General features: G+C 61.4%; 19 protein-coding genes. 12 read left to right on the top strand and 7 right to left on the bottom strand.

Going from position 1 to position 20,916, the window contains the following annotated elements:
* On the top strand, positions 1–1,137 hold the full coding sequence (locus HK439_RS07640) for an ATP phosphoribosyltransferase regulatory subunit (protein WP_190290801.1): 1,137 nt from the start codon (positions 1–3) through the stop codon (positions 1,135–1,137).
* Positions 1,134–2,102, top strand: coding sequence for an ATP phosphoribosyltransferase (gene hisG, locus HK439_RS07645; RefSeq protein ID WP_190290802.1), 969 nt, complete (start codon positions 1,134–1,136; stop codon positions 2,100–2,102). Before HK439_RS07640 ends, hisG begins: the two co-directional genes overlap by 4 nt.
* 241 nt (positions 2,103–2,343) lie before the next feature.
* Here the strand turns inward: hisG and HK439_RS07650 are convergent, their stop codons facing one another.
* Together HK439_RS07650 and HK439_RS07655 are read right to left on the bottom strand one after the other, a co-directional pair.
* Positions 2,344–2,982 (bottom strand): DNA-3-methyladenine glycosylase I, encoded by a 639-nt coding sequence (locus tag HK439_RS07650; protein WP_190290803.1) that lies wholly within the window; start codon positions 2,980–2,982, stop codon positions 2,344–2,346.
* A gap of 151 nt (positions 2,983–3,133) precedes the next feature.
* Entirely contained in the window at positions 3,134–3,886 is a 753-nt protein-coding gene (locus HK439_RS07655) for a protein phosphatase CheZ (protein WP_190290804.1), read from the bottom strand.
* 239 nt (positions 3,887–4,125) lie between these two features.
* On the opposite strand from HK439_RS07655, the gene HK439_RS07660 reads away from it, so the two are divergent.
* Positions 4,126–4,848: a DUF2927 domain-containing protein gene (locus tag HK439_RS07660; RefSeq protein WP_209011637.1), complete on the top strand. Its 723-nt coding sequence runs from the start codon at positions 4,126–4,128 to the stop codon at positions 4,846–4,848.
* 276 nt (positions 4,849–5,124) lie between these two features.
* Positions 5,125–5,844, top strand: a complete 720-nt coding sequence (locus HK439_RS07665) for a L,D-transpeptidase (protein ID WP_190290805.1) — start codon at positions 5,125–5,127, stop codon at positions 5,842–5,844.
* A 198-nt stretch (positions 5,845–6,042) separates the two neighbouring features.
* Here HK439_RS07665 and HK439_RS07670 read toward each other — a convergent pair whose 3' ends face one another.
* Genes HK439_RS07670 through HK439_RS07685 form a run of 4 tightly spaced genes read right to left on the bottom strand, consistent with a single transcriptional unit; the run spans position 6,043 to position 10,859 of the window.
* Positions 6,043–6,750, bottom strand: coding sequence for a hypothetical protein (locus HK439_RS07670; protein ID WP_190290806.1), 708 nt, complete (start codon positions 6,748–6,750; stop codon positions 6,043–6,045).
* 57 nt (positions 6,751–6,807) lie between these two features.
* A complete protein-coding gene (gene glcF / locus HK439_RS07675) occupies positions 6,808–8,130 on the bottom strand; it encodes a glycolate oxidase subunit GlcF (RefSeq protein ID WP_190290807.1) in 1,323 nt (440 codons plus the stop codon).
* A gap of 26 nt (positions 8,131–8,156) precedes the next feature.
* Positions 8,157–9,347, bottom strand: coding sequence for a glycolate oxidase subunit GlcE (gene glcE / locus HK439_RS07680; protein ID WP_190290808.1), 1,191 nt, complete (start codon positions 9,345–9,347; stop codon positions 8,157–8,159).
* A 15-nt stretch (positions 9,348–9,362) separates the two neighbouring features.
* Positions 9,363–10,859: an FAD-linked oxidase C-terminal domain-containing protein gene (locus HK439_RS07685; RefSeq protein WP_190290809.1), complete on the bottom strand. Its 1,497-nt coding sequence runs from the start codon at positions 10,857–10,859 to the stop codon at positions 9,363–9,365.
* Positions 10,860–11,025: 166 nt separating this feature from the next.
* Here HK439_RS07685 and HK439_RS07690 point away from each other — a divergent pair, with 166 nt between their 5' ends.
* A complete protein-coding gene (locus HK439_RS07690; protein ID WP_190290810.1) occupies positions 11,026–11,970 on the top strand; it encodes a LysR family transcriptional regulator in 945 nt (314 codons plus the stop codon).
* A gap of 462 nt (positions 11,971–12,432) precedes the next feature.
* Positions 12,433–12,831 carry a c-type cytochrome gene (locus HK439_RS07695; RefSeq protein ID WP_190290811.1) on the top strand — a complete coding sequence of 133 codons (399 nt, stop codon included), beginning with the start codon at positions 12,433–12,435 and terminating at the stop codon, positions 12,829–12,831.
* Positions 12,832–12,901: 70 nt separating this feature from the next.
* Here the strand turns inward: HK439_RS07695 and HK439_RS07700 are convergent, their stop codons facing one another.
* Positions 12,902–14,224 (bottom strand): DUF3422 family protein, encoded by a 1,323-nt coding sequence (locus tag HK439_RS07700; protein ID WP_190290812.1) that lies wholly within the window; start codon positions 14,222–14,224, stop codon positions 12,902–12,904.
* A gap of 728 nt (positions 14,225–14,952) precedes the next feature.
* On the opposite strand from HK439_RS07700, the gene HK439_RS07705 reads away from it, so the two are divergent.
* From HK439_RS07705 to HK439_RS07730, 6 genes are all read left to right on the top strand, one after another.
* Positions 14,953–16,056, top strand: a complete 1,104-nt coding sequence (locus HK439_RS07705; RefSeq protein ID WP_190290813.1) for a TRAP transporter substrate-binding protein — start codon at positions 14,953–14,955, stop codon at positions 16,054–16,056.
* 83 nt (positions 16,057–16,139) lie between these two features.
* On the top strand, positions 16,140–16,724 hold the full coding sequence (locus tag HK439_RS07710; protein ID WP_190290814.1) for a TRAP transporter small permease subunit: 585 nt from the start codon (positions 16,140–16,142) through the stop codon (positions 16,722–16,724).
* A gap of 36 nt (positions 16,725–16,760) precedes the next feature.
* The gene (locus tag HK439_RS07715) at positions 16,761–18,308 is read left to right on the top strand and encodes a TRAP transporter large permease (RefSeq protein WP_190290815.1); all 1,548 of its coding nucleotides are present in this window, start codon (positions 16,761–16,763) and stop codon (positions 18,306–18,308) included.
* Positions 18,305–19,654 carry an amidase gene (locus tag HK439_RS07720; RefSeq protein ID WP_190290816.1) on the top strand — a complete coding sequence of 450 codons (1,350 nt, stop codon included), beginning with the start codon at positions 18,305–18,307 and terminating at the stop codon, positions 19,652–19,654. The genes HK439_RS07715 and HK439_RS07720 overlap by 4 nt, the downstream gene beginning before the upstream one ends.
* A gap of 22 nt (positions 19,655–19,676) precedes the next feature.
* Entirely contained in the window at positions 19,677–19,895 is a 219-nt protein-coding gene (locus HK439_RS07725; RefSeq protein ID WP_190290817.1) for a hypothetical protein, read from the top strand.
* Entirely contained in the window at positions 19,888–20,850 is a 963-nt protein-coding gene (locus tag HK439_RS07730; RefSeq protein ID WP_190290818.1) for a 2-hydroxyacid dehydrogenase, read from the top strand. The genes HK439_RS07725 and HK439_RS07730 overlap by 8 nt, the downstream gene beginning before the upstream one ends.
* The last annotated feature ends 66 nt before the right edge of the window (positions 20,851–20,916 follow it).

Genomic DNA, 20,916 nt, shown 5'->3' on the forward strand with positions numbered 1-20,916 from the left:
ATGATGAGCCAGGCCCGGATAGACACTGTCCTCAAGCTGTTCCAGGACGCGGGGCATTTGACCGTTGAACCGCCGATCCTGCAGCCCGCGAATACCTTCCTGGACCTGACCGGCGAGGACATCCGCCGCCGCCTGTTCCTGACCAACGGTCCGGACGGGTCGGATCTGTGCCTGCGCCCGGATTTCACCATTCCGGTCTGCCGCCAGCACCTGGAACTCGGCGATGCCGGACGGCGCGCCGACTACTGTTATTCCGGACCGGTGTTCCGGCAACGGGCCCAGGGCAGCGGGGAAATCCCGCAGCTGGGCGCTGAAAGCCTCGGCCGGGACGACCGGGACGAAGCGGATGCGGACATGCTCGGCCTTGCGGTCGCAGCCCTCGACGTCTTCGGTATCCGGGATCGCGACATTCTCATCGGCGACGAAACGCTTTTCGCCTCCGTCCTGAGCGGGCTTGATCTTCCCGCCGTCTGGCAGCGGCGCCTGCGCGATCTCTTCGGCGAGACGGACAAGCTTTCGGCCGCCATCGGCCGCATGGCCGGAACGGATCGGTCGTGCGACGACACCCGGGATGTCCGGCTCGGATTTCTCGCCGCCCTTGAAGGCGCGGACCCGGAAGCGGCCCATGCGGTCGTGGAAGACCTTCTGTCGATCGCCGGTATTTCCGCGGTCGGCGGCCGCACACCCAGCGAAATTGCGGACCGGTTCCTGGAGCAGGCCGCTCTCGCCAATGGCTCGGGCAACCATGCGCGCGCGGCCGAGGTTCTGAAGTCCTTCCTCGCCATTCGCGGCAATGCCGCCGACAGCCTGTCGGCGCTCGAGAATTTTGCCGGCGAGACCGGCCTCGACCTGAGCGAGGCGATCGCGGGATACAGGAACCGGCTCGACGCCATCAGGGCCCGGAACATCGATCCGGCGGGCCTGACCTTCGCGGCGGACTTCGGCCGGCGGCTCGACTATTACACCGGCTTCGTCTTCGAAATTCACAGCAAGAACGGCGAGGCCGGCGGCCAGCTGGTCGGCGGCGGCCGCTACGACCGCCTCGTCAAGCTTCTTGGCGCGGGTACGGAAGTTCCCGCGATCGGATTTTCCATCTGGCTCGACCGGATTGCCAGGATTTCGGGGCGCAGCCAATGACGAAACTCACCATCGCCATTCCATCCAAGGGGCGCTTGCAGGAAAACACCCACGACTTCTTCGGCCGCGCCGGCCTGAAGGTGCTGCAGCCGGGCGGCGCGCGCAATTACAGGGGCGCGATTGCCGGACTGGACACCGTGGAGATCGCCTTCCTGTCGGCATCCGAAATCGCCCGCGAACTGTCGGCCGGCAGCGTGCATTTCGGCATTACCGGTCTCGATCTGGTGCATGAAAACATCACCGATCCGGAGGCAAACGTCCATATCGTGACGCCGCTCGGCTTCGGTCCGGCGGACGTGGTCGTTGCCGTGCCCAACGCCTGGATCGACGTGGAAACCATGGCCGACCTCGGCGACGTGGCTTCCGATTTCCGCAACCGGCATGGCCGCCGCCTGCGTGTGGCGACGAAATACGTCAACCTGACCCGGGCCTTTTTCGCCCGCCACGGGATTGCCGACTACCGGATCGTGGAAAGCGCGGGCGCCACGGAAGGCGCACCCGCAGCCGGAACCGCGGAACTCATCGTGGACATCACCACCACGGGCTCCACACTGACGGCCAACAACCTGAAGATCCTCGATGACGGCGTCATCCTGAAGAGCCAGGCGCATCTGGTTGCGTCGCGCAACGCGGACTGGTCCGAAGAGGCCCTTGCAGGTGCGCGCACCATTCTCGACCGGGTGGCGGCGGAAGAACAGGCGCGCGACACGCGTCTGGTCAAGGCAAGCGTGAAGGATCGCGCCGCGGCCCTGGCTGCTGCGGAAAAGTTCGGCGTCAGCGAACCCTTCCCCGCGGGCGACCAATCGGCGCTGACGCTGCTCTGCCCGAAGAAGGCTGTCCCGGACTGCGCCAAGATCCTCATCGAAACAGGCGGAGCGGACACGGTCACGGTGAAAACGCTTGAATATGTATTCAAGCGGGAAAACCGTTTGTTCGAACCACTCCTGAAAAAGGTCCGGTCCTAGGGTAAGGGCCTTAAAAAAAGGGGCCGCTCACGGCGGCCCCAGGAAAATACCCGTCTTTCTTACGGACGGAGTATCGGCAAGTTTGAACGCACCGTCGCAGAAAGGTGGGGTCACGTGCCGGTGCGTTCGTGGGTGTTACGCTACAAATGGCGTACCGGATCACTTCGGTCGGCGGGATTTTGCATTTCCTTTAATTCCACGGCCCGTCTCATTCTGCGGCCAGTCTATTTTTGCGATCAGTCTATTTCTGCGGTCTGGCGAATTCCGCCCGCGCGGTTTCAATCGGCTCCCGGCAACAACAGCCTTCCAGATGATCGTTCACCAGTCCCATGGCCTGCATGAAGGCGTAGATGGTCGTCGGGCCGACAAAGCTCCAGCCGCGTTTCTTCAGATCCTTTGACAGGGCGATGCTCTGGGAAGAGGTCGCCAGACGCCTGACGGTTTCGAAATCCATCGACGCCGGACGGTCTTCCGGGCGCGGCTCGTAATTCCAGAAATAGGCGGCGAGCGATCCGCATTCATCCCGAAGCTCCAATGCGCGCCGGGCATTGTTGATGGTGGATTCGATCTTCTTGCGATGGCGGACGATCCCCTTGTCGCCCAGGCATCTCTCGATGTCCGCTTCGCCGAACCCGGCGACCTTTTCGAAATCGAAATCGGCAAAGGCCTTTCGGAAAGCCTCGCGTTTGCGAAGAATGGTCAGCCAGGACAGGCCGGCCTGGAACCCTTCCAGGCAGATTTTCTCAAACAGCCTGCGGTCATCGGCAATCGGCCAGCCCCATTCCGTGTCGTGGTAACGGCGGTAGTCGTCCAGACCGCCGTGCCACCAGCACCGGTCGCTGCCGTCCTCGCCCCGGATGAGGCCTGTCTTCGGATCCATGACCGGTTCCATCGGCTTCCACGCTCCAGAATCTTGAATATTCACCTTTTGTTCTTATGGCACGGTTTTCCCCCTCCCTTCAAGAGGCAACAAAAAACCCGGCGTTACGGCCGGGTTTTTCAAAAGCGCTGAGAAAAGAAAGCGACTAATATCAGGAAAACAGGGCGTCGATGTCGTCCTGGGTCGCCACGTCCTGATCGGAATGGAGCGAAGGACCGTTGAGAAGGGCAGCATCGCCTTCGGCCGCAGCCCTCTGCTCGGCTTCGATTTCCTTGAAGCTCTCGATCCCGCCCCAAATATCCATCATCTTGATGATCCGGTCCTCGACGAAACGCAGCGTGCCGACGACCTTGGTGATGCGCTGGCCGGTCAGGTCCTGGAAGTTACACGCTTCGAAGATCTGGATGACCTTGTCCTGGATGTCGCCGGCCAGCTCCGCATCCTGGCCTTCCAGGCGGGCGGACAGCGTGTTGGCGGTCTCGTCGATGAACTCGGCGGCCGTGAGGATGTTCTCGGTGGCGCCTTCGGTGCCGCTGACCACCGCATCGAGCTCGTTGGTGACGCGGGTCATCTCCTCGCCTTCCGCACCGGTCGTCTGGTGCAGCGTGGCAATTTCCTTCTTGGTCTGGGCGATCGCTTCGTAGATCGCGTCGAGTTCGACCTTGAGCTTGGCGGCTTCGGACAGTTCCTTGCGGAACTCCTCCATAAACTTGGCACTGACCTCCTGAGGATCGACAGCAGGCTGCTGTCCCTGAATCCCATTGGCGATCATGCCCTTCAAGGAGCCGATCTCTTCCATCAGTTCACGGTGACGATGCGCATCCATGGAGGCAGGATCTTCGTTCGCCCCCGCCTGCATGCGTATCAAGTTTTCAGCCCGAAAGGATCTCCTGATAGCGGCCATGCCCTCTCCCGTCGTCTACCACCTTGCTCCGCTACCACAGAGCGTCAATTTCCCTACGTATAGACTTGGATGTTTTAAGGAATTGTTTTTGAGCGGAATATTTCGAGAGCAATCCTTCGCGACGACCGGCCGGTCGAATTTTTTGTTTCCGTCCCGTCAATGCATTCGCTAAGTTTCTTTCGCGTCACCGGCAAGCCACGCCGGATACGCGCCACTGGTTTCAACTGACATCGGCATCAATGACATCCATGCGCCGGATCCTGTTCCCTTTTCTGATTGCCGTCAGTTTGTCGGCCGGACCGGCGTCGGCGGCGTCGGACACGTTTTCGACCGAAGAACTCCTGCAAGGCTTCCACAAGACCGTTTTCGGGCTGGAATACCGCGCCTGGAGCTGGCGGCCTTACCTGGTCAAGAAATATACGGTTCCGGTGCGGTTCTACGTCCACAACCTCGCGCACAGGAACCGCAAGTCGACGGTCAACGCCTTTATCCGCAGCCTGGATCGCAAGATCCATGGGCTGAAGACGGATTTTGCCCGAAGCGCCGACAGCGCCAATTTCCAGGTCTATGTCGTCGACCGTGCCCAATACCGGGAAGTCGTCCAGAAGGATGTCTACAAGGACACGAAAATCGACCCGCCCGGCAGGTGTCTCGTCCGGGTCGTCTCCGGGTCCCGTGGGATAAAGCGATCCGCTGCCGTTATTGTCTCGGACGAGGGCGAGTTCCTCTTCCACCGCTGTCTGGTCGAAGAGGTGCTGCAAGGGCTCGGCCCCATGAACGATGACGATACGCTGATCCATTCGGTCTTCAACGACACGTCGCATCACAGCCGGTTCACGGCCTTCGACCAGATCCTTTTGAACATGCTCTACGATCCGCGCATCAAGCCGGGCATGTCGACGACCCAGCTTCAGAACATCCTGCCCCTGGTCGCCCGCGACGCCCGCCGCCGGGTGAATTAACCAAGATTTTCCAGATATCCGTTTTGAATCATGAGTGCGAATTCTGCGGTTCGCAAGGCACCGCCCGCGTTTAATATTTGTAAATCGTAATTCGAAACCGAATGCTAACCATCCTCGCAATTTCTGCTCATGGTTACGCTTCGATTCACCAAAGACTATCCTTCCGTTTCTAACATGATTGCCAGTGTCTTAAGCCGCGACCTCAAATTCGAGGCGTTGGCTTTACCGGTGCGGCGACGCACCGGACAGGTCTGATGATTTGTAGCGAGTTCATCCATGTACCGATTTATTCCATTGGCAGTCCTGATTGCTCTTGCTCCCGTTTGCGAGCCGGCGCTTGCCGGCAACATCGGCCGCACGGCAGCGCCGCCGCTGGTGCTCAGCCCGAATCTGACCGAACCCTGGATCCTGCAACTTCGGCCACAGGGCCAGCGGCGCCAGGTCCAGCAGCCCAGAACAGGCAACTGGCTGTTCGGCAGCCGTCCGCAGACCGCAGCGCGCCGGCAGACCGCGTCGGTTCAGACGGCCGCGCGCAGGCCCCAGCGGCAGATCGAGCCGCAATTCCTGCCGGCAATCGTCGAATACGACGGCCCCTACAAGCCGGGCACGATCATCATCAACACCGAGGAGCGCTATCTCTACCTGGTTCAGCGGGACGGAACCGCACGCCGTTACGGCGTCGGCGTCGGCAAGCCCGGGTTTGAGTGGGCCGGCACCCACAAGATCACGCGCAAGGCGGAATGGCCCGACTGGCGCCCCCCGAAAGAAATGCTTCAGCGCAGGCCGGACCTACCGACCTTCATGGAAGGCGGTCCGAGAAACCCGCTTGGCGCACGCGCGCTCTATCTCGGTTCGACGCTCTACCGCATTCACGGCTCCAACCAGCCGTGGACCATCGGCCACGCCGTATCATCGGGCTGCATCCGGATGCGCAACCAGGATGTCGAAGACCTTTATGAACGCGTCGGCGTGGGCACCGAGGTGCATGTGATCTGAGAGCGGTCTCGACCAGACGCTGCCCGACCCCACGACCTTTCCATCGTCATCCCGGCCAAGCGAAGCGCGAGCCGGGACCGGGGAGGCACAAGACTAACGACGTCAGCGGAATTGACCTGACAAGGACCCGGGCTCTCCGGTCCCGGATCTCCGCTGACGCTTCGTCCGGGATGACTCAATTCAGCTTTGCAACTGACGTCAGACGGCGAAAGACAGCCGGTGCGGGCGGTCGAAATAATCCTGAAACAGGGCACGCCACTGTGCCTTGTCGCCCGTCCACTCCGTGTCGTCCGGCTGCAGGATTGTCAGGTCCGGATGCGTGATGCCGCCATGGCGGTCCGGATAGCTGACGACGAGATATTCGCAACGCCTGCCGAGAAACCGGTCGACCGCTGTCTGCAAGCGGTTCAGTTCACCGTCATCGAAGGCGATGGACCCCATTTCGGTTTCCTCCGCCACCTCTGCCAGATTGTTCTGCGTGTTGGAAATGACGAACACGACCCGCCGACGCTCGGAAAGTTCCGCGAACTTCTCTCTCAAATAGCTGAAACGCGACAGTTCCTCGTCGAAATAACGGGCAATATCGGCGTCTTCTTCGCCCTCGCGGAAGTGATGGAGAAACCGGACACCGTAAGGTTGCCAGGTCGGGTGAGCGGGTCCGGGCGCCAACTGGTCCCGGGTGAAAAGCGGGAAGTCATCCTCGAACAGCGCAGCCATCCCGTCGATCGGGGCGATGAGACCATCGAAGAAATGCCGCTCCCTCTCGACCGGTTCCTCCAGCGTTGCGCTCAAAACCTCCAGGCTGGTGCGGATCTGGCGCGAACTCTGGCAAGACATGCCGAGGCTGACGATTGCTGTATGGCTGCTTCCCGCCGACAAGACTTCCACCTGATGTTTCAACATCATCAATATGGCAAGCCGGGCAGCAAATTTCAAAGTTCCGGCCGGAACGGAGGATCGTGCTCAGGCCATGTAGACCTGTTCCAGCCCTTCCGGCGCCGGGCCGCCATAGACCCAGTCCAGAAGCTCGGCGGTGTGAACGATCGGAAGCTCCGTTCCCTTGCCGATCTGGGTCATGCAGCCGATGTTGCCGGTGGCGATCAGATCCGGTGACGTCTTTTCGATATTGGCGACCTTGCGGTCGCGCAGGCGTGTTGCCAGTTCGGGCTGAAGAATGTTGTAGGTGCCGGCCGAGCCGCAGCAAAGGTGGCCTTCCGGCACATCCTTGACGACAAAGCCCGCGGCCTTGAGCAGGTCCTTGGGCTCTCGGGTGATCTTCTGGCCGTGTTGCATCGAGCAGGCGGAATGATAGGCCACGGTCAGATTCGGCGCGAAGGCCGGGTCGCCCAGTTCAACGCCGGCAAGGAATTCGGTGATGTCCTTTGTCAGCGCGGATACCCTTTCCGCCTTTTCGGCATAGGCGGGATCCTCGCGCAGCATGAAACCGTAATCCTTGACCGTGGTGCCGCAGCCGGAGGCCGTGATCAGGATCCCGTCGAGCCCCTCGCCTTCGATCTCGCGGGTCCAGGCATCCACGTTGCGCCGGGCATTCTCAAGGGCGGCCTCTTCCTTGCCCATGTGATGGACCAGCGCGCCGCAGCAGCCCTCGCCTTCCGGCAGGACAATTTCGTAACCGGCGCGCTGCAACAGGCGGATCGTGGCCTCGTTGATCGACGGCTTCAGAACCGGCTGCGCGCAGCCGGACAGGATCGCCACGCGGCCCTTCCGCTCCGGCGTTTCGGCTGCGAACCGCGCAGGCCCCGCCATATGCGAGCGTCCCGGCGCCTTGGCAGGCGCCAGTTCCAGCATGGCGCCCATCTTGGCGAGGGGACCGCCGAACATCTTAAAAAGTCCGGCCATGGGCCGCGCGAAAAACGCACCGACCAGTGCCAGCCTGAACCGGCCGGGATACGGCAGGACGAAAGCGAGCAGCTCCCGGAGCAGCCGGTCGGCCAGGGGCCGTTTGTAGGTCTTTTCAATATGCGCCCGGGCATGATCGACCAGATGCATGTAATGCACGCCGGACGGACAGGTCGTCATGCAGGACAGGCACGACAGGCAGCGGTCGATATGCTTGACCACCCGGGCATCCGCGGGCCGGCTGTTTTCCAGCATGTCCTTGATCAGGTAGATCCGCCCGCGCGGGCTGTCGAGCTCGTCACCAAGCAGGGCGAAGGTCGGACAGGTCGCCGTACAGAAACCGCAATGCACGCATTTGCGCAGGATCTTTTCCGATTCCGCGACAGCGCTGTCAGCCAACTGCTCGGCGGTGAAATTCGTCTGCATCTCTATTCCCGTCCTGTTATCGCAGTTCAGACATTCGAAGCCATCCGTCCGGGATTGAGGATCCCGTGCGGATCGAACTGCTCCTTGACCCGGCGGGCAAGGGCGGCAAGCGCATCCGGCTGCGGCTGGAACACGGGAACGGACGCGCGCACCGGCGCATCGGCCCGCACAAGCGTCGCGTGACCGCCGCCGCAATCGGCCACCGCCGCGCGGATGGGCACATCGTGAACCTCGCCGTCGAGGCAGTTCAGCCAGATGAGGCCTCCGGACCAGTCGTAGAACGCCTCAAGATCCAGCTTGTCGCGCAATTGCGACACCAGTTGCGCCCCGGATGCCGGCGAAACGGAAATGCGCCAGACCGGTGTCCTGCCGCCAGCAAAGGGCTGCACGTCCCGGATCCTTGCCCACGTGGCCGCCGAGGCGTCGTTTGCAATACGCTCGGGCGATCCGAACGGCGCAAGCAGCTTCTTCAAGGTGTCGAACCGGTAGTCGACCGAGGTCGCAAAACCTTCCAGCCGAAGCAGCGTCCGGCTTTCCCCTCCCTCGATACCGGCGGGAAGATGGGCGGCTGCGGAGACTTCCGCGGACGAGCCCATGGCCGCGCACATGGCCTTGACCGCATCCTCGTCGGACAGGCCGGCAAGGAGGAAGCTCGCACTGGTTTCCGGTTTCGGATTGACCTTCAGCGTGACCGTGGTGGCGACCGCCAGGGTTCCCCAGGAACTGCAAAGCGCGCGCGGCAGATCGTAGCCGGTCACGTTCTTTACGACCCGCCCGCCGGAATTGAAGATCTCGCCGCGGCCGGAAACCGCTTCCATCCCCAGGATATGATCGCGGGCAGCGCCTGCCTTGATCCGGCGCGGACCGGAGAGATTGGCGGCCAGAATGCCGCCGACCGTTCCCCTGCCCGGCGCCTCGCCCAGCAGCGGACCGTAATCCATCGGCTCGAAGGACAGTTCCTGCCCGCTTTCGGCAACCAGCGCCTCGACATCCTTGATCGGCGTTCCGGCCTTCACCGTGAGCACGAGTTCGGCCGGCTCGTAGACCTCCACACCATTCAGATCCGAAAGATCGAGCACATGCGCCGCCTGGACCGGGCGGCCGAGCGCGCGCTTGGAGCCCTGACCGATGATCTCCAGCGGCGTGTACTCGGCAGCGGCCCATTTCACCGCTTCGCAGGTCTCGCGCGTGTCGCGCGGTTTCAGTGTCGCGTCCATCTGATTGCGATACTCCTAGAAGCGCGGGATGTCCGGGAAGGGAAGCTGCCCCTTGTGGACATGCATCTTGCCGAGTTCGGCGCAGCGGTGCAGCACCGGAAACACCTTGCCCGGGTTCAAAAGGTGTTTGTCGTCGAACGCGCATTTGACCCGTTGCTGCTGCTTCAGATCGTCCTCGGAAAACATGTCCGTCATCAGATCGCGCTTTTCGATGCCGACCCCGTGCTCGCCGGTGAGAACGCCGCCGACCTCGACGCAAAGGCGCAGGATATCCGCGCCGAAGGCTTCGGCGGCATCCAGTTCGCCCGGCTTGTTGGCATCATAGAGGATGAGCGGGTGCAGGTTGCCGTCGCCCGCGTGGAACACATTTGCGACCCGCAGCCCGTGCTTGTCGGAGAGTTCGCGCATGCGCGCCAGCACCGTCGGCAGTTCCTTGCGCGGGATCGTGCCGTCCATGCACAGATAGTCCGGTGAAATCCGGCCGACCGCCGGGAACGCGGCCTTGCGCCCGGCCCAGAAGGTCATGCGCTCCTCTTCGCTTTCGGAAATCCGGAGGTGGCTCGCCTTGTTGTCCTTCGCGATCGCCTCGACGCGGCCGATCAGGTAGTCGACTTCCGCCTCCGGGCCGTCGAGTTCGACGATCAGCAGCGCCTCGACATCGCGCGGATAACCGGCATGGACGAAGTCTTCGGCGGCGTGAATGGCCGGCTTGTCCATCATTTCCATGCCGCCGGGGATGATGCCGGCGCCAATGATGTCGGCCACGCAGCGGCCGCCGTCCTCACTGGTGGGAAAACCGATCAGCAGCGCCCGGGCGGTTTCCGGCTTCTGCAAAATTCGCACGGTGACTTCCGTGACCACGCCCAGCAGGCCTTCGGACCCGGTCATCACGCCAAGGAGGTCATAGCCTTCGCTATCCAGATGCTTTCCGCCGAGGCGGATCACCTCGCCGGTGATCAGGACCATTTCCAGGCCGAGCACATTGTTGGTCGTCAGGCCGTATTTCAGGCAATGAACGCCGCCGGAATTCTCGGCGATGTTGCCGCCGATGGAACAGGCGATCTGGGACGAGGGGTCCGGAGCATAATAGAAGCCTTCGTGCTCGACGGCCCGGGTGATCCCGAGATTGGTGACGCCGGGCTGCACGACGACCGCCCGGTTCGGATAGTCGATGTCGAGCACCCGGTTGAACTTCATCATGGACAACAGAACGCCGTCGGCAAGCGGCAGCGCGCCGCCGGAGAGCGACGTGCCGGCACCGCGCGGGACCACCTTCACATCGTTGTCGTGGCAATAGCGCAGGACGCGCGACACCTGGTCCACCGTTTCCGGAAGGACCACGATCAGCGGCAGCTGCCGGTAGGCGGTCAGGCCGTCGGTTTCATAGGGACGCATTTCGGTTTCGTCATGGATCACGCCCTCTCCGGGCACGATGGCCTGCAGCGCTTTGACGATTTCCGCCCTGCGGGCGATGACCGAGCCATCCGGCGCCGGCATTGCGATCGCAGTCATGGCCTCTCCCTTTCCATTTCCGAACAAATATGATCTATTATTGCCGAAAAGACGTATAATCAATCCGGTTGATCGCGTCGGGTTCTGGCGACTTGCCAATCCTGTCAAAAAACCGGGCCGGACGAAACGTCGACAAAGCAATAATAATCTTTCCGGGCAGTTGAAAATGAGCAATCTCACGGACATGGAGATTTTCGCAAGGGTCGTCGGTGCTGGAAGCATGTCGGCGGCGGGCCGCGAAATGTCGCTTTCCCCCGCTGTGGTTTCCAAACGCATCCGCCGGCTTGAGGACAAGCTCGGCACCAGGCTCCTGCAGCGCACGACCCGCCAGATCGCCATGACCGAAGCGGGGCAAGGCTTCTACGAACGCGTTGTCGCGATTCTCGCCTCCGTGGAAGAGGCCGAAGCCTTTGTCTCGCGGGGATCGGCCCAGGCGCGCGGCACCCTGAAGGTGGCTGCGCCCACTTCTTTCGGCCGGCTGCATATCGCGCCCTATCTCGGCAAGTTCCTGAAGGACAATCCGGATCTGTCGATCAATCTCGACCTTGGCGACGATTTCGTTGACATCGTCGGAGAAGGCTACGATCTGGCGATCCGCATTGCCGAACTGTCCGATTCCAGCCTGGTGGCGCGCAAGCTCGCCCCTGTTCACAGAATTCTGTGTGCGGCCCCGAGCTATCTGGCCGAGCACGGCGAGCCGGCCACCATAGAGGATCTGCTTGAAAACCACGTCTGCCTTGCCGCGGTCAATCAGGATCCGTGGCGGCTGATGGGCCCTCATGGCATCGAGACGGTGCGCACGATTGCGCCGATCCGCACCAATTCCAGCGAGGTCGTTCGCGAATGCCTTCTGGCCGGCGTCGGTGTCGCCCTGCGCTCCACCTGGGACATCGGGCCGGAACTGCGCGAGGGAAAACTCAAGATCGTCCTGCCGCAATACCGGGCCTCGAAGGATGTGGGCCTGCATGCCGTCTACCCGAGCAGGCGGTTTCTGCCGGCGAAGGTCCGCGTCTTCATCGACTTTCTCGCCGGTCTTTACGGCCCCTCCCCCTACTGGGACGCCGGGCTGGACGCCTGGCTGGAAGGCCCCGACACAGCCAAGGCGAGCTAGGGTCAGGACCCATTAATTTTGCTCTTTCTGTTTGCCAGGGAAGGTTGGAATGAGCGTAAGAGCGAGTGCAGGACAGGTTTACCCTATCCAAACTCGATTTTGCGGTCAGGCCGGCCTTCCCTGGCAAACCCGTAGGGCGGGGCGTCTTTGCCTCCTGACAGCGTTAGAGACCCTTGAAAACCGGATCTCTTCCTGCGCCTTTGCTTCTTGAACTGAAGCGATTTGCATCAAACCGCGGCCAAATCCTAAATCCCCATACACCCTGAAAATCAACACTATGTATCGGTTGCAATTTTTAACGGGGCATGGCCCTTTCTGGCTTGGCGGTGCTGCCAACGACCTGCGACATAGGCGCTCAATTCCAGAAAAACCGACCGTGTTTTCTGGCTGATCCCTTGCAATCGGGCTCGTTTTTTAATCTAAAACCGCTACGTGAATACGTGCCATTGGAGGGAGAAAGATATGAAGCGTCTCGTGATGATTGCCGGTACGGCTCTCCTCGCCCTGACCGTGACCGCGTCGGCTGAAGGCGATGTGGACAAGGGTGAGAAGGTCTTCAAGAAGTGCAAGGCCTGTCATGCCATCGGCCCCGACGCCAAAAACAAGGTCGGCCCGGAGCTGAACGGCATCGTCGGCCGCAAGGTCGCCAGTGTTGAAGACTTCAAGTATTCCCCGGCCATGAAGGAATTCGCCGACGGCGACAAGGTCTGGACCGACGAGCTCCTCCACACCTACCTGACGAAGCCGAAGGACCTGGTCCCGAAGACCAAGATGGCCTTTGCCGGTCTGAAAAAGGAAAAGGACCGCGACGACATCGTCGCCTATCTTTCCCAGTTCAACGCGGACGGCTCGATGAAATAAGCGGACATCCCGCAGGAAACAGAAAGGCCGGCTCCCTGGGAGCCGGCCTTTTTCATTTGTGTTTCGCGGATCACTTTGCGGATTCGTCTTCCGCGCCTTCGGCGTGATGAGAGCGGATCCTTCGCACGATGAGCCAGATCCCGAGAACGACCACAGGCACCGCAAGCCCTGTTGTGAGTTCCGGGCCCGGCATCGGAACGCCTGCCTTCTTCACACCCTTGGCGAGATAGGACAGCAGGCCGATGACGTAATAGCTGATGGCGGCGACCGACAGGCCTTCGACCGTCTGCTGCAGGCGCAATTGAACGCGGGCACGCCGGTTCATGGATTCCAGCAGGCTCCGGTTCTGCTGTTCCAGATCCACATCGACCCGCGTGCGCAACAGCGTGGTCGCGCGGGCCAGCTTTTCAGACAGCTTGTCCTGACGCATTTCAAGCGCCTGACACGTGCGCATGGCCGGGCCGAGCCGGCGTCCGAGAAACGCGGACATGCTCAGATCGCCGGGAGCGGCCTCCTCGCCCAGGGACCGCAGGCGCGCCAGGACGATTTCGTAATAAGCCCGGCTTGCGGCGAAACGGTAGGTGCTTGCCGCGGCGGCCGCCTCCAGGGCTGCTGCCAGTCTGGACAATTGCTCGAGCAAGGTCCGGTTTTCCTCCAGACCGGCCGTGTCCTGGATACTCTTGGTCAAATCGACCAGTTCCGTCTCTATCGCGCCGATGTCGGACTGCCGGCTGTTCGCCTCGAACAGGCCGAGCAGCGCCAGCGTACGGTAGGTCTCGATTTCCAGAAGCCGCTGCACCAGGGCGCCGCACTGAACCGGCGTCATGGTTTCGTTGAAAACGACGATCCGGGTCAGGCCGTCCCCGTCCGGGCGGAAATCGGTCGCCGCAAGCCCGGCGCCGTTTTCCACCTTGAATACGGTCAGGCTCGCGGGATCATAGTGACTTCGCCAGTCCTGCGATGCCGGCGCCTTGCACAGATCAAGCCTGGTCGACACCAGCATCGGTCCCGGTGCCCGGAAGGCAACCCCGAACGGATGCGTGGCGGGCAGCGGTCCGAACGGATCGGCAGCCGCCGCCGGGCCGTGCCATGTGTATGTGACGAACTCGGTGTGCCATTCCCAGCTCAGGGTCCCGCCACCGAATTCCAGAACGTGGTGACGCGCCGACTTTCCGGGCCCGGCCGCGCCCTGGCTGGCGCAAAAGTCCGAAAACCAGTCGTAATCGGCCGCCGCCTGTTCGGGCGTCGTGGTGAAAGCATAATGCAGGATGACGCTTGGCGCCGACAGCGGCCGAAAGGGACGGGCATGCACCTCCCCCAGAACGGCCTCGCGCATGGGATGCGTTTTGAAGGCCGGTAATGGGCTCGCCGTGTCCTTCGTGTTCTCGCCCATGGCCTTTCCCCAGTCCTTCCATCGCACCTTGGTATTCAAGTCGGAGAATGGCTTATGGACCGGAGCCTTGTCACGGGTTTTGGTTGAAATGGACGTGCGTTATCCCGACGCGGCATAAATCCACAGGGATTTTCAACGCAACGTTAAAACTGAATGCCAAATCGCGAAACAATTCTCATTTCGTGAGAAATCATAACCCGGCGACGACCGCCTTCTCAACCTTTGTCGCACTGCAAAAATTTCGCATCGTTTCCGGTCCGTAACTTTTCCGACCGGCGCACCGTTTTCATCATGCAATGCGCCCCCTCCGGACCGGGGCCAGGTTTCCTGCCGCCGAACCCTCCATTGCCGTCACGCACTCGCATTTTATAAATGCATTCAATTATTCGTATTTTTCGAAATTGTTTCCTCGCATCGCCCCCTCTCCGCGCGTCGTGATCCGGCCCGAACCTCACGCAGGGTCATCCTGCATTACGGCACACAATCCGACGCAGCTGCGAAACAGCCCCTTCGCAACGCAATACAAATGCGAAACACCAATCATCAAAAATCTTGTTTGCACCTCTTCCCCGACTACTTGGGCACCCAAAAAGGACACTAGAAATGCCGTGAATCCGGGCTGCTGGAAAATACGGATCCTCTTGTTCTTCTTCAGCGATAATGGTTTCCTTACTGTGTTTAGGTCCGGCAAACCGATAAACAAAGCCGCCATAAACGGGAGGAAAACCATGACTGATACACTTAACAGGAGACGGTTCCTGAAAGGCAGCGCGCTTGCCGCAACAGCAACAGCAGGCACGCTCGCCGCACCTGCTGTGGCGCGCGCCGAACCGACCGTCCTGAAGATGCAGGCCGCCTGGGGCGGCGGCATCTTTCTTGAAAACGCCAAGTCCTACGTGGACACCGTCCATGCCATGGCCGGCAAGGACCTGAAGATCGACCTTCTGGCAGTGGACTCGGTCGTCAAGACCAGCCAGATGCAGGATGCCGTGCACCGGGGCGTGCTCGACGCGGCCCACTACGTTCCCGCCTACTGGTATTCCAAGTCCAAGACCGCTTCCCTGTTCGGCACCGGCCCGTGCTTCGGCTGGTCCTCGCAGGAAGTGCTCGGCTGGGTCAATTACGGCGGCGGCCAGGAACTGTTCGACGAACTGATGGGTTCGCTCGGCCTGAACGTTGTGTCGTTCTTCAACAGCCCGATGCCGGCACAGCCGCTCGGCTGGTTCAAGGAGCAGATCAAAGACGTCGCCCAGATGAACGGCCTGAAATACCGCACGGTCGGCCTTGCCGCCGATGTGATGCTGCAGATGGGCCTTTCGGTCGTGCAGCTTCCGGGCGGTGAAATTCAGCCGGCGATGAAGTCCGGCCTGATCGACGCGGCCGAGTTCAACAACCCGACCTCCGACCGCGACTTCGGCATGCAGGACGTCTCGAAGGACTACATGCTGGCATCGTTCCACCAGAGCCAGGAATTCTTCGAAATCACCTTCAACAAGAAGAAGTACGAGAGCCTGCCGTCCGAACTTCAGGCCGTCCTGAAGCACGCATCGAACGCCGAGAACTCGAACTTCTACTGGCACAACACCAAGCGTTATGCGGAAGATCTCGTCAAGCTGCAGACGGAGCAGGGCGTCAACGTTTGGCGCACGCCGGATTCGGTCATGGCCGCCCAGCTCGATGCCTGGGATACGGTCGTTGCCCGCATTTCCGAAGAGGATCCGTTCTTCGCCAAGGTGATCGAGTCCCAGAAGAAGTATGCGAAAGAGGTGATGGGCTACCTGAACCTCAACCAGCCTGACTACAAGCTGGCCTACAAGCACTACTTCGGCTGATCCGAACCCTTTTGCCGGATATTGCAGCGGGGACCCGTTCCGGGCCCCCGCGCTTTCCTGCCTGCAAACCGCCAGAGGCTGACGTGACAAAACTGATTTATACGATCGAAGGGCTGAGCGTTTGGGTCGGCCGGGCCTTCGGCTGGTGCATTCTCATCCTCACCCTGTCCGTTTCCTACGAAGTGTTCGTGCGCTACGTGCTGAATGCGCCGACCGTGTGGGCATTCGACATGATGGTGCAGATGTACGGCGCCTTGTTCCTGATGTCTGGACCCTACGCCCTGGCCCAGGATTCCCATGTGCGCGGTGACGTTCTCTACCGCCTGTTCCCGGTCCGCTGGCAGGCGCGCATCGACTTCCTGCTTTACCTGCTGTTCTTCTATCCGGGCATGTTGGCCCTGTTCTGGTACGGCAAGGAAATCGCGGCCGACAGCTGGCGCTACAAGGAAGTGAGCTGGAACAGTCCGGCCCGCATCCAGATCTACTTCTTCAAGACCCTGATCCCGGTGGCCGGCTTCCTGCTTATGCTGCAGGGACTGGCCGAACTCTCGCGCTGCTGGCGCGCCATGAAGACCGGGCAATGGCTGCCGCGCCTCACCGACGTGAAGGAAACGGAGGACATCCTTGCCGAGGATCCCTTCGAAGACCAGCCCGCCGCCGGCAAATGACCGGACAGCATGCCTCTTTGATGAAAGTGTCCTGAGATGACGAATCCCGAAGTCGCGATCCTGATGCTGTGCCTGTTTATCGTGCTGGTGCTGCTCGGCTTTCCGATCGCCTTTACCCTTCTCGCCATGGGCGTCGGCTTCGGCTACTACGCCTATTACACAGGTGCGGATACCTTCGCAGACCTGTTCAACAACAACATATTCTACCTCCTGAACCAGAACACCTATTCGGTGATGGAAAACGACACGCTGGTCGCCATCCCATTGTTCCTATTCATGGGGTACGTCGTCGAACGGGCGAACATCGTCAACCGCCTGTTCTTCTCGCTGCAGATGGCCGCGCGCAACCTGCCCGGTTCCATGGCGATTGCCGCCCTGATCACCTGTGCGGTGTTTTCCACCGCATCCGGCATCGTCGGCGCCGTCGTGACACTGATGGGACTGCTGGCATTCCCGGCCATGGCCAATGCCAATTACAACAAGCAGTTCGCCTCCGGCGTGATCTGCGCCGGCGGCACGCTCGGCATTCTCATCCCGCCATCGATCATGCTGATCGTCTATGCGGCCATCGCCGAACTTTCGCCGCTGCGCCTCTATGCGGCCGCCGTCTTTCCCGGACTGATGCTCGCCGGCCTGTACATTCTTTATGTGATCGGCCGGGTTCTCCTCAATCCCAGAATTGCGCCCAAGCCCCGGCAGGAAGACGTGCCCCCCGTGGCAAGGATCTATGCGGACCTGCTGGTTTCCTTCGTACCGCTGACCGTGCTGATCATGCTGGTTCTCGGTTCCATTCTGGGCGGACTGGCAACTCCGGCGGAAGCTGCGGCCATGGGCGCGCTCGGAGGCCTGTTTCTGGCGTCCCTCTATCTCGGGCCGACAGAAGAAGTCCTGCGAAGGTCCGTCACGCTGAAGGATCCGACCATGGTCGGGCTCGCAGTTGTGTCCTTCGTCCTCTTCATCATCTTCGGCAAGGAACCGAAGCTCTGGCAGATGATCACCATTCCGGTCCTGGGCGGGATCGTCGGTCTCTGGCTTTCCTGCCTGCGCTATGCCTACAAGGCGGTCTGGGTCCGGCTGACGGAAAGCGTGTTCCTGACCGCCAAGGCAACCGCCATGGTGTGCTGGCTGTTCGTCGGCTCATGGACGTTCGCCTCCGTGTTCTCCTATCTCGGCGGCCACGACATCATCGAGCAATGGTTCCTGCACATGCAGCTGGAACCGTGGCAGTTCCTGATCCTGGTTCAGCTGATCATCTTCTTCCTCGGCTGGCCGCTGGAGTGGTCGGAGATCCTGATCATCTTCGTGCCGATCTTCCTGCCCATGCTCGATACGTTCCACGTCAACCCGTATTTCTTCGCGATGCTGGTGGCGCTGAACCTGCAAACCTCGTTCCTGACACCGCCCATGGCCATGTCGGCGTATTATCTGAAAGGTGTTTTGAAGAAAGAGATCGAACTGATTGACATCTTCAAGGGCATCCTGCCGTATCTCGCGATCGTGATCTTCAGCATGGTCATGCTGCACGAATTCCCCGCGATCGCCCTGTGGCTGCCCGATTACCTCTTCGGACCGTATATTCCATGAACCTGACACTGCCTGAAAATGACATCCTCAAACTCAGTGCCAGCGAGGCGGCCCGGAAAATCCGGGCCGGCCTTCTGACCTCGACAGACCTGGTTTCCGCCTGTCTCCAACGCATCGAGGAAACCGACGGACAACTGAAAGCCTGGGCCCATCTGGACCGGGACAAGGCGCTGGCGGAAGCGGGCGAACTGGATGCGATCCGGCAATCGGGCCGCCCCCTCGGCGCGCTGCACGGCGTGCCGGTCGGCCTCAAGGACATCATCGATACCAGGGATTATCCGACGGAACGCGGGTCTCCGGTTTTCACCGGACGCCGTCCCGATCTGGACGCGGCCGTGGTGGAGCGCCTGCGCGATGCCGGGGCGGTGATCCTGGGCAAGACGAAGACGACCGAACTGGCCTTCGTTCATCCGACCGACACCACCAATCCGCACGATCCGGGCCATATTCCAGGCGGGTCCTCGAGCGGGTCGGCAGCAGCCGTTGCCGCCCATCAGGTACCGCTGGCGCTCGGCACGCAGACCAACGGCTCGGTCATCCGCCCGGCGTCCTTTTGCGGCACCTACGGCTTCAAGCCGACGCGCGGGGTCATTTCCCGCCGGGGCGTGCTGGCGACGTCGAACACCCTCGACCAGATCGGCGTCTTTGCCCGCACGCTTGAGGACAGCGCACTGCTGGCGGACGCCATCAAAGGCTACGACCAGACCGACGACAAGTGCTATCCCTATCCAAGGCCCGCCATGCTGGACGGCTTTCAGGCGGAGCCGCCGGTGGAGCCGTCCCTGGCCTTCATCGAGCTTCCCTTTGCCGACCGCCTGAGCGCGGACAGCCGGGACGGGTTCGAGGAGCTCATTTCCTTCCTCGGCGCACGGGTGGAGCGGGTTCCGGCACCGCCGGCCTTTGCCAGGCTGGTCGAGGTGCAGCGGATCATTCATGAATACGAGATCTGCCAGCTTCTGAAGGACACTTTCGACGGTCATTGGGACCAGATCAGCGCAACCCTGAAGCCGGTGATCGAACGTGGCCGGGCGATCACGAGCGCCGTCTACGAAGACGCGCGTTCGATGGCTGAAGCGGCCGACGGCTTCTTCACCGCCTTCTTCAAGGATTACGATGCGATCCTCAGCCCGAGCGCGGCCGGCGAAGCCCCGAAGATGGGGCCGAACACCGGGGACCCGATTTTCTGCACACTATGGACGCTTGGCGGCCTGCCGGCGGTCTCCATGCCCCTGCTGGTCGGCGAAAACGGCCTACCGATCGGCGTCCAGCTGATCGGTGCGGTCGAGCAGGACGACCGGCTGATGCGCACGGCCAACTGGCTACTGAAAGCATTGAACGACGCCTGAGAGGCGAGACAAGGAGTTCTAAATGTTAGGACGAAGCAACAAGATCATTCTGGGACTGATCGGAACCGTACTGGTCTCCGTTTTCGTGATCGGCCTGGCCAACAGCATCTCCACCGGCTTTGCCGGATTCTGGGGCGGCCTGCCCTTCTGGGTCATCGTGATCTTCGTGTTGTCTCTTGCCGTCACCGACTATGTCCAGGAGTGCGTTCTGGACAAGGACGGGAAGGACAAAAATGGCTGACAAGCCGGTCCTGTGGCTGCCGCGGCGCGTATCCGATGCGACCGTTGCACGCGCGCGGGAAAACTACGAGGTGATCCTCAACGAGGCGGACGACGTCAGCACCGCTGACGAAATCGTCGCCATGAGCGCGCGCGTCGACGCGATGATGCCGTGCCACTCGGAGATCTTTTCTGAAGATGTGGTCGGCCGGCTCGACCCGCGCCTGAAAATCCTCGCCAATCATTCGGTCGGCGTCGACCATTGCGATCTCGCCGCCCTCAGGGCGCGCGGCATTGCGGTCACCAACACGCCGGATGTGCTGTCGGACGCAACTGCCGAAATCGCCATGCTTCTGATGCTGGGGGCCGCGCGGCGGGCAGTCGAAGGCGACCGGATCGTCAGAAGCGGCGCATGGGACTTCTGGAGCCCGTCCTTCATGGTCGGCAAACAGGTCAGCGGCGCACGGCTTGCCATTGTCGGCATGGGCCGGGTCGGCCAGGCCTTCGCCAAAAAGGCCCGCGGCTTCGACATGGAAATTCATTACTACAACCGGCAGCGCTTAGCCGAGGACAAGGAATTCGGCGCGACCTATCACAATTCGCTGGAAAGCCTGCTGCCCAAAGGGGATTTCCTGTCGCTCCACTGCCCGGCAACGCCGGAGACGAAAAACCTCCTGAACGCGGAGACCCTGCGGCTTCTTCCCGAAGGCTGCGTGATCGTGAACACGGCCCGGGGCGCACTGGTGGATGAGGCGGCCCTGATCGCGGCACTCAGGTCCGGCCAGGTCGCCGCGGCCGGCCTCGACTGTTTCGTAAAGGAGCCCGGCGGCAACCCGGCGTTCGCCGAATTCGAGAACGTGTTCATGCTTCCCCATATCGGCAGCGCGACCGTCAGGACCCGCGACGCCATGGGTTTTCGCGCGCTGGACAATCTCGACGCCTTCTTTGCCGGCAGGACGCCGAAGGATCTGCTTTAGAGGAAATTGGATAATTTAATTGACCAATTTTTCTCGTTGAGGCATTTATGCCTCGACGGACACGGT

This window comes from Roseibium aggregatum, assembly GCF_014692675.1.
GTDB classification, from domain to species: domain Bacteria; phylum Pseudomonadota; class Alphaproteobacteria; order Rhizobiales; family Stappiaceae; genus Roseibium; species Roseibium aggregatum_C.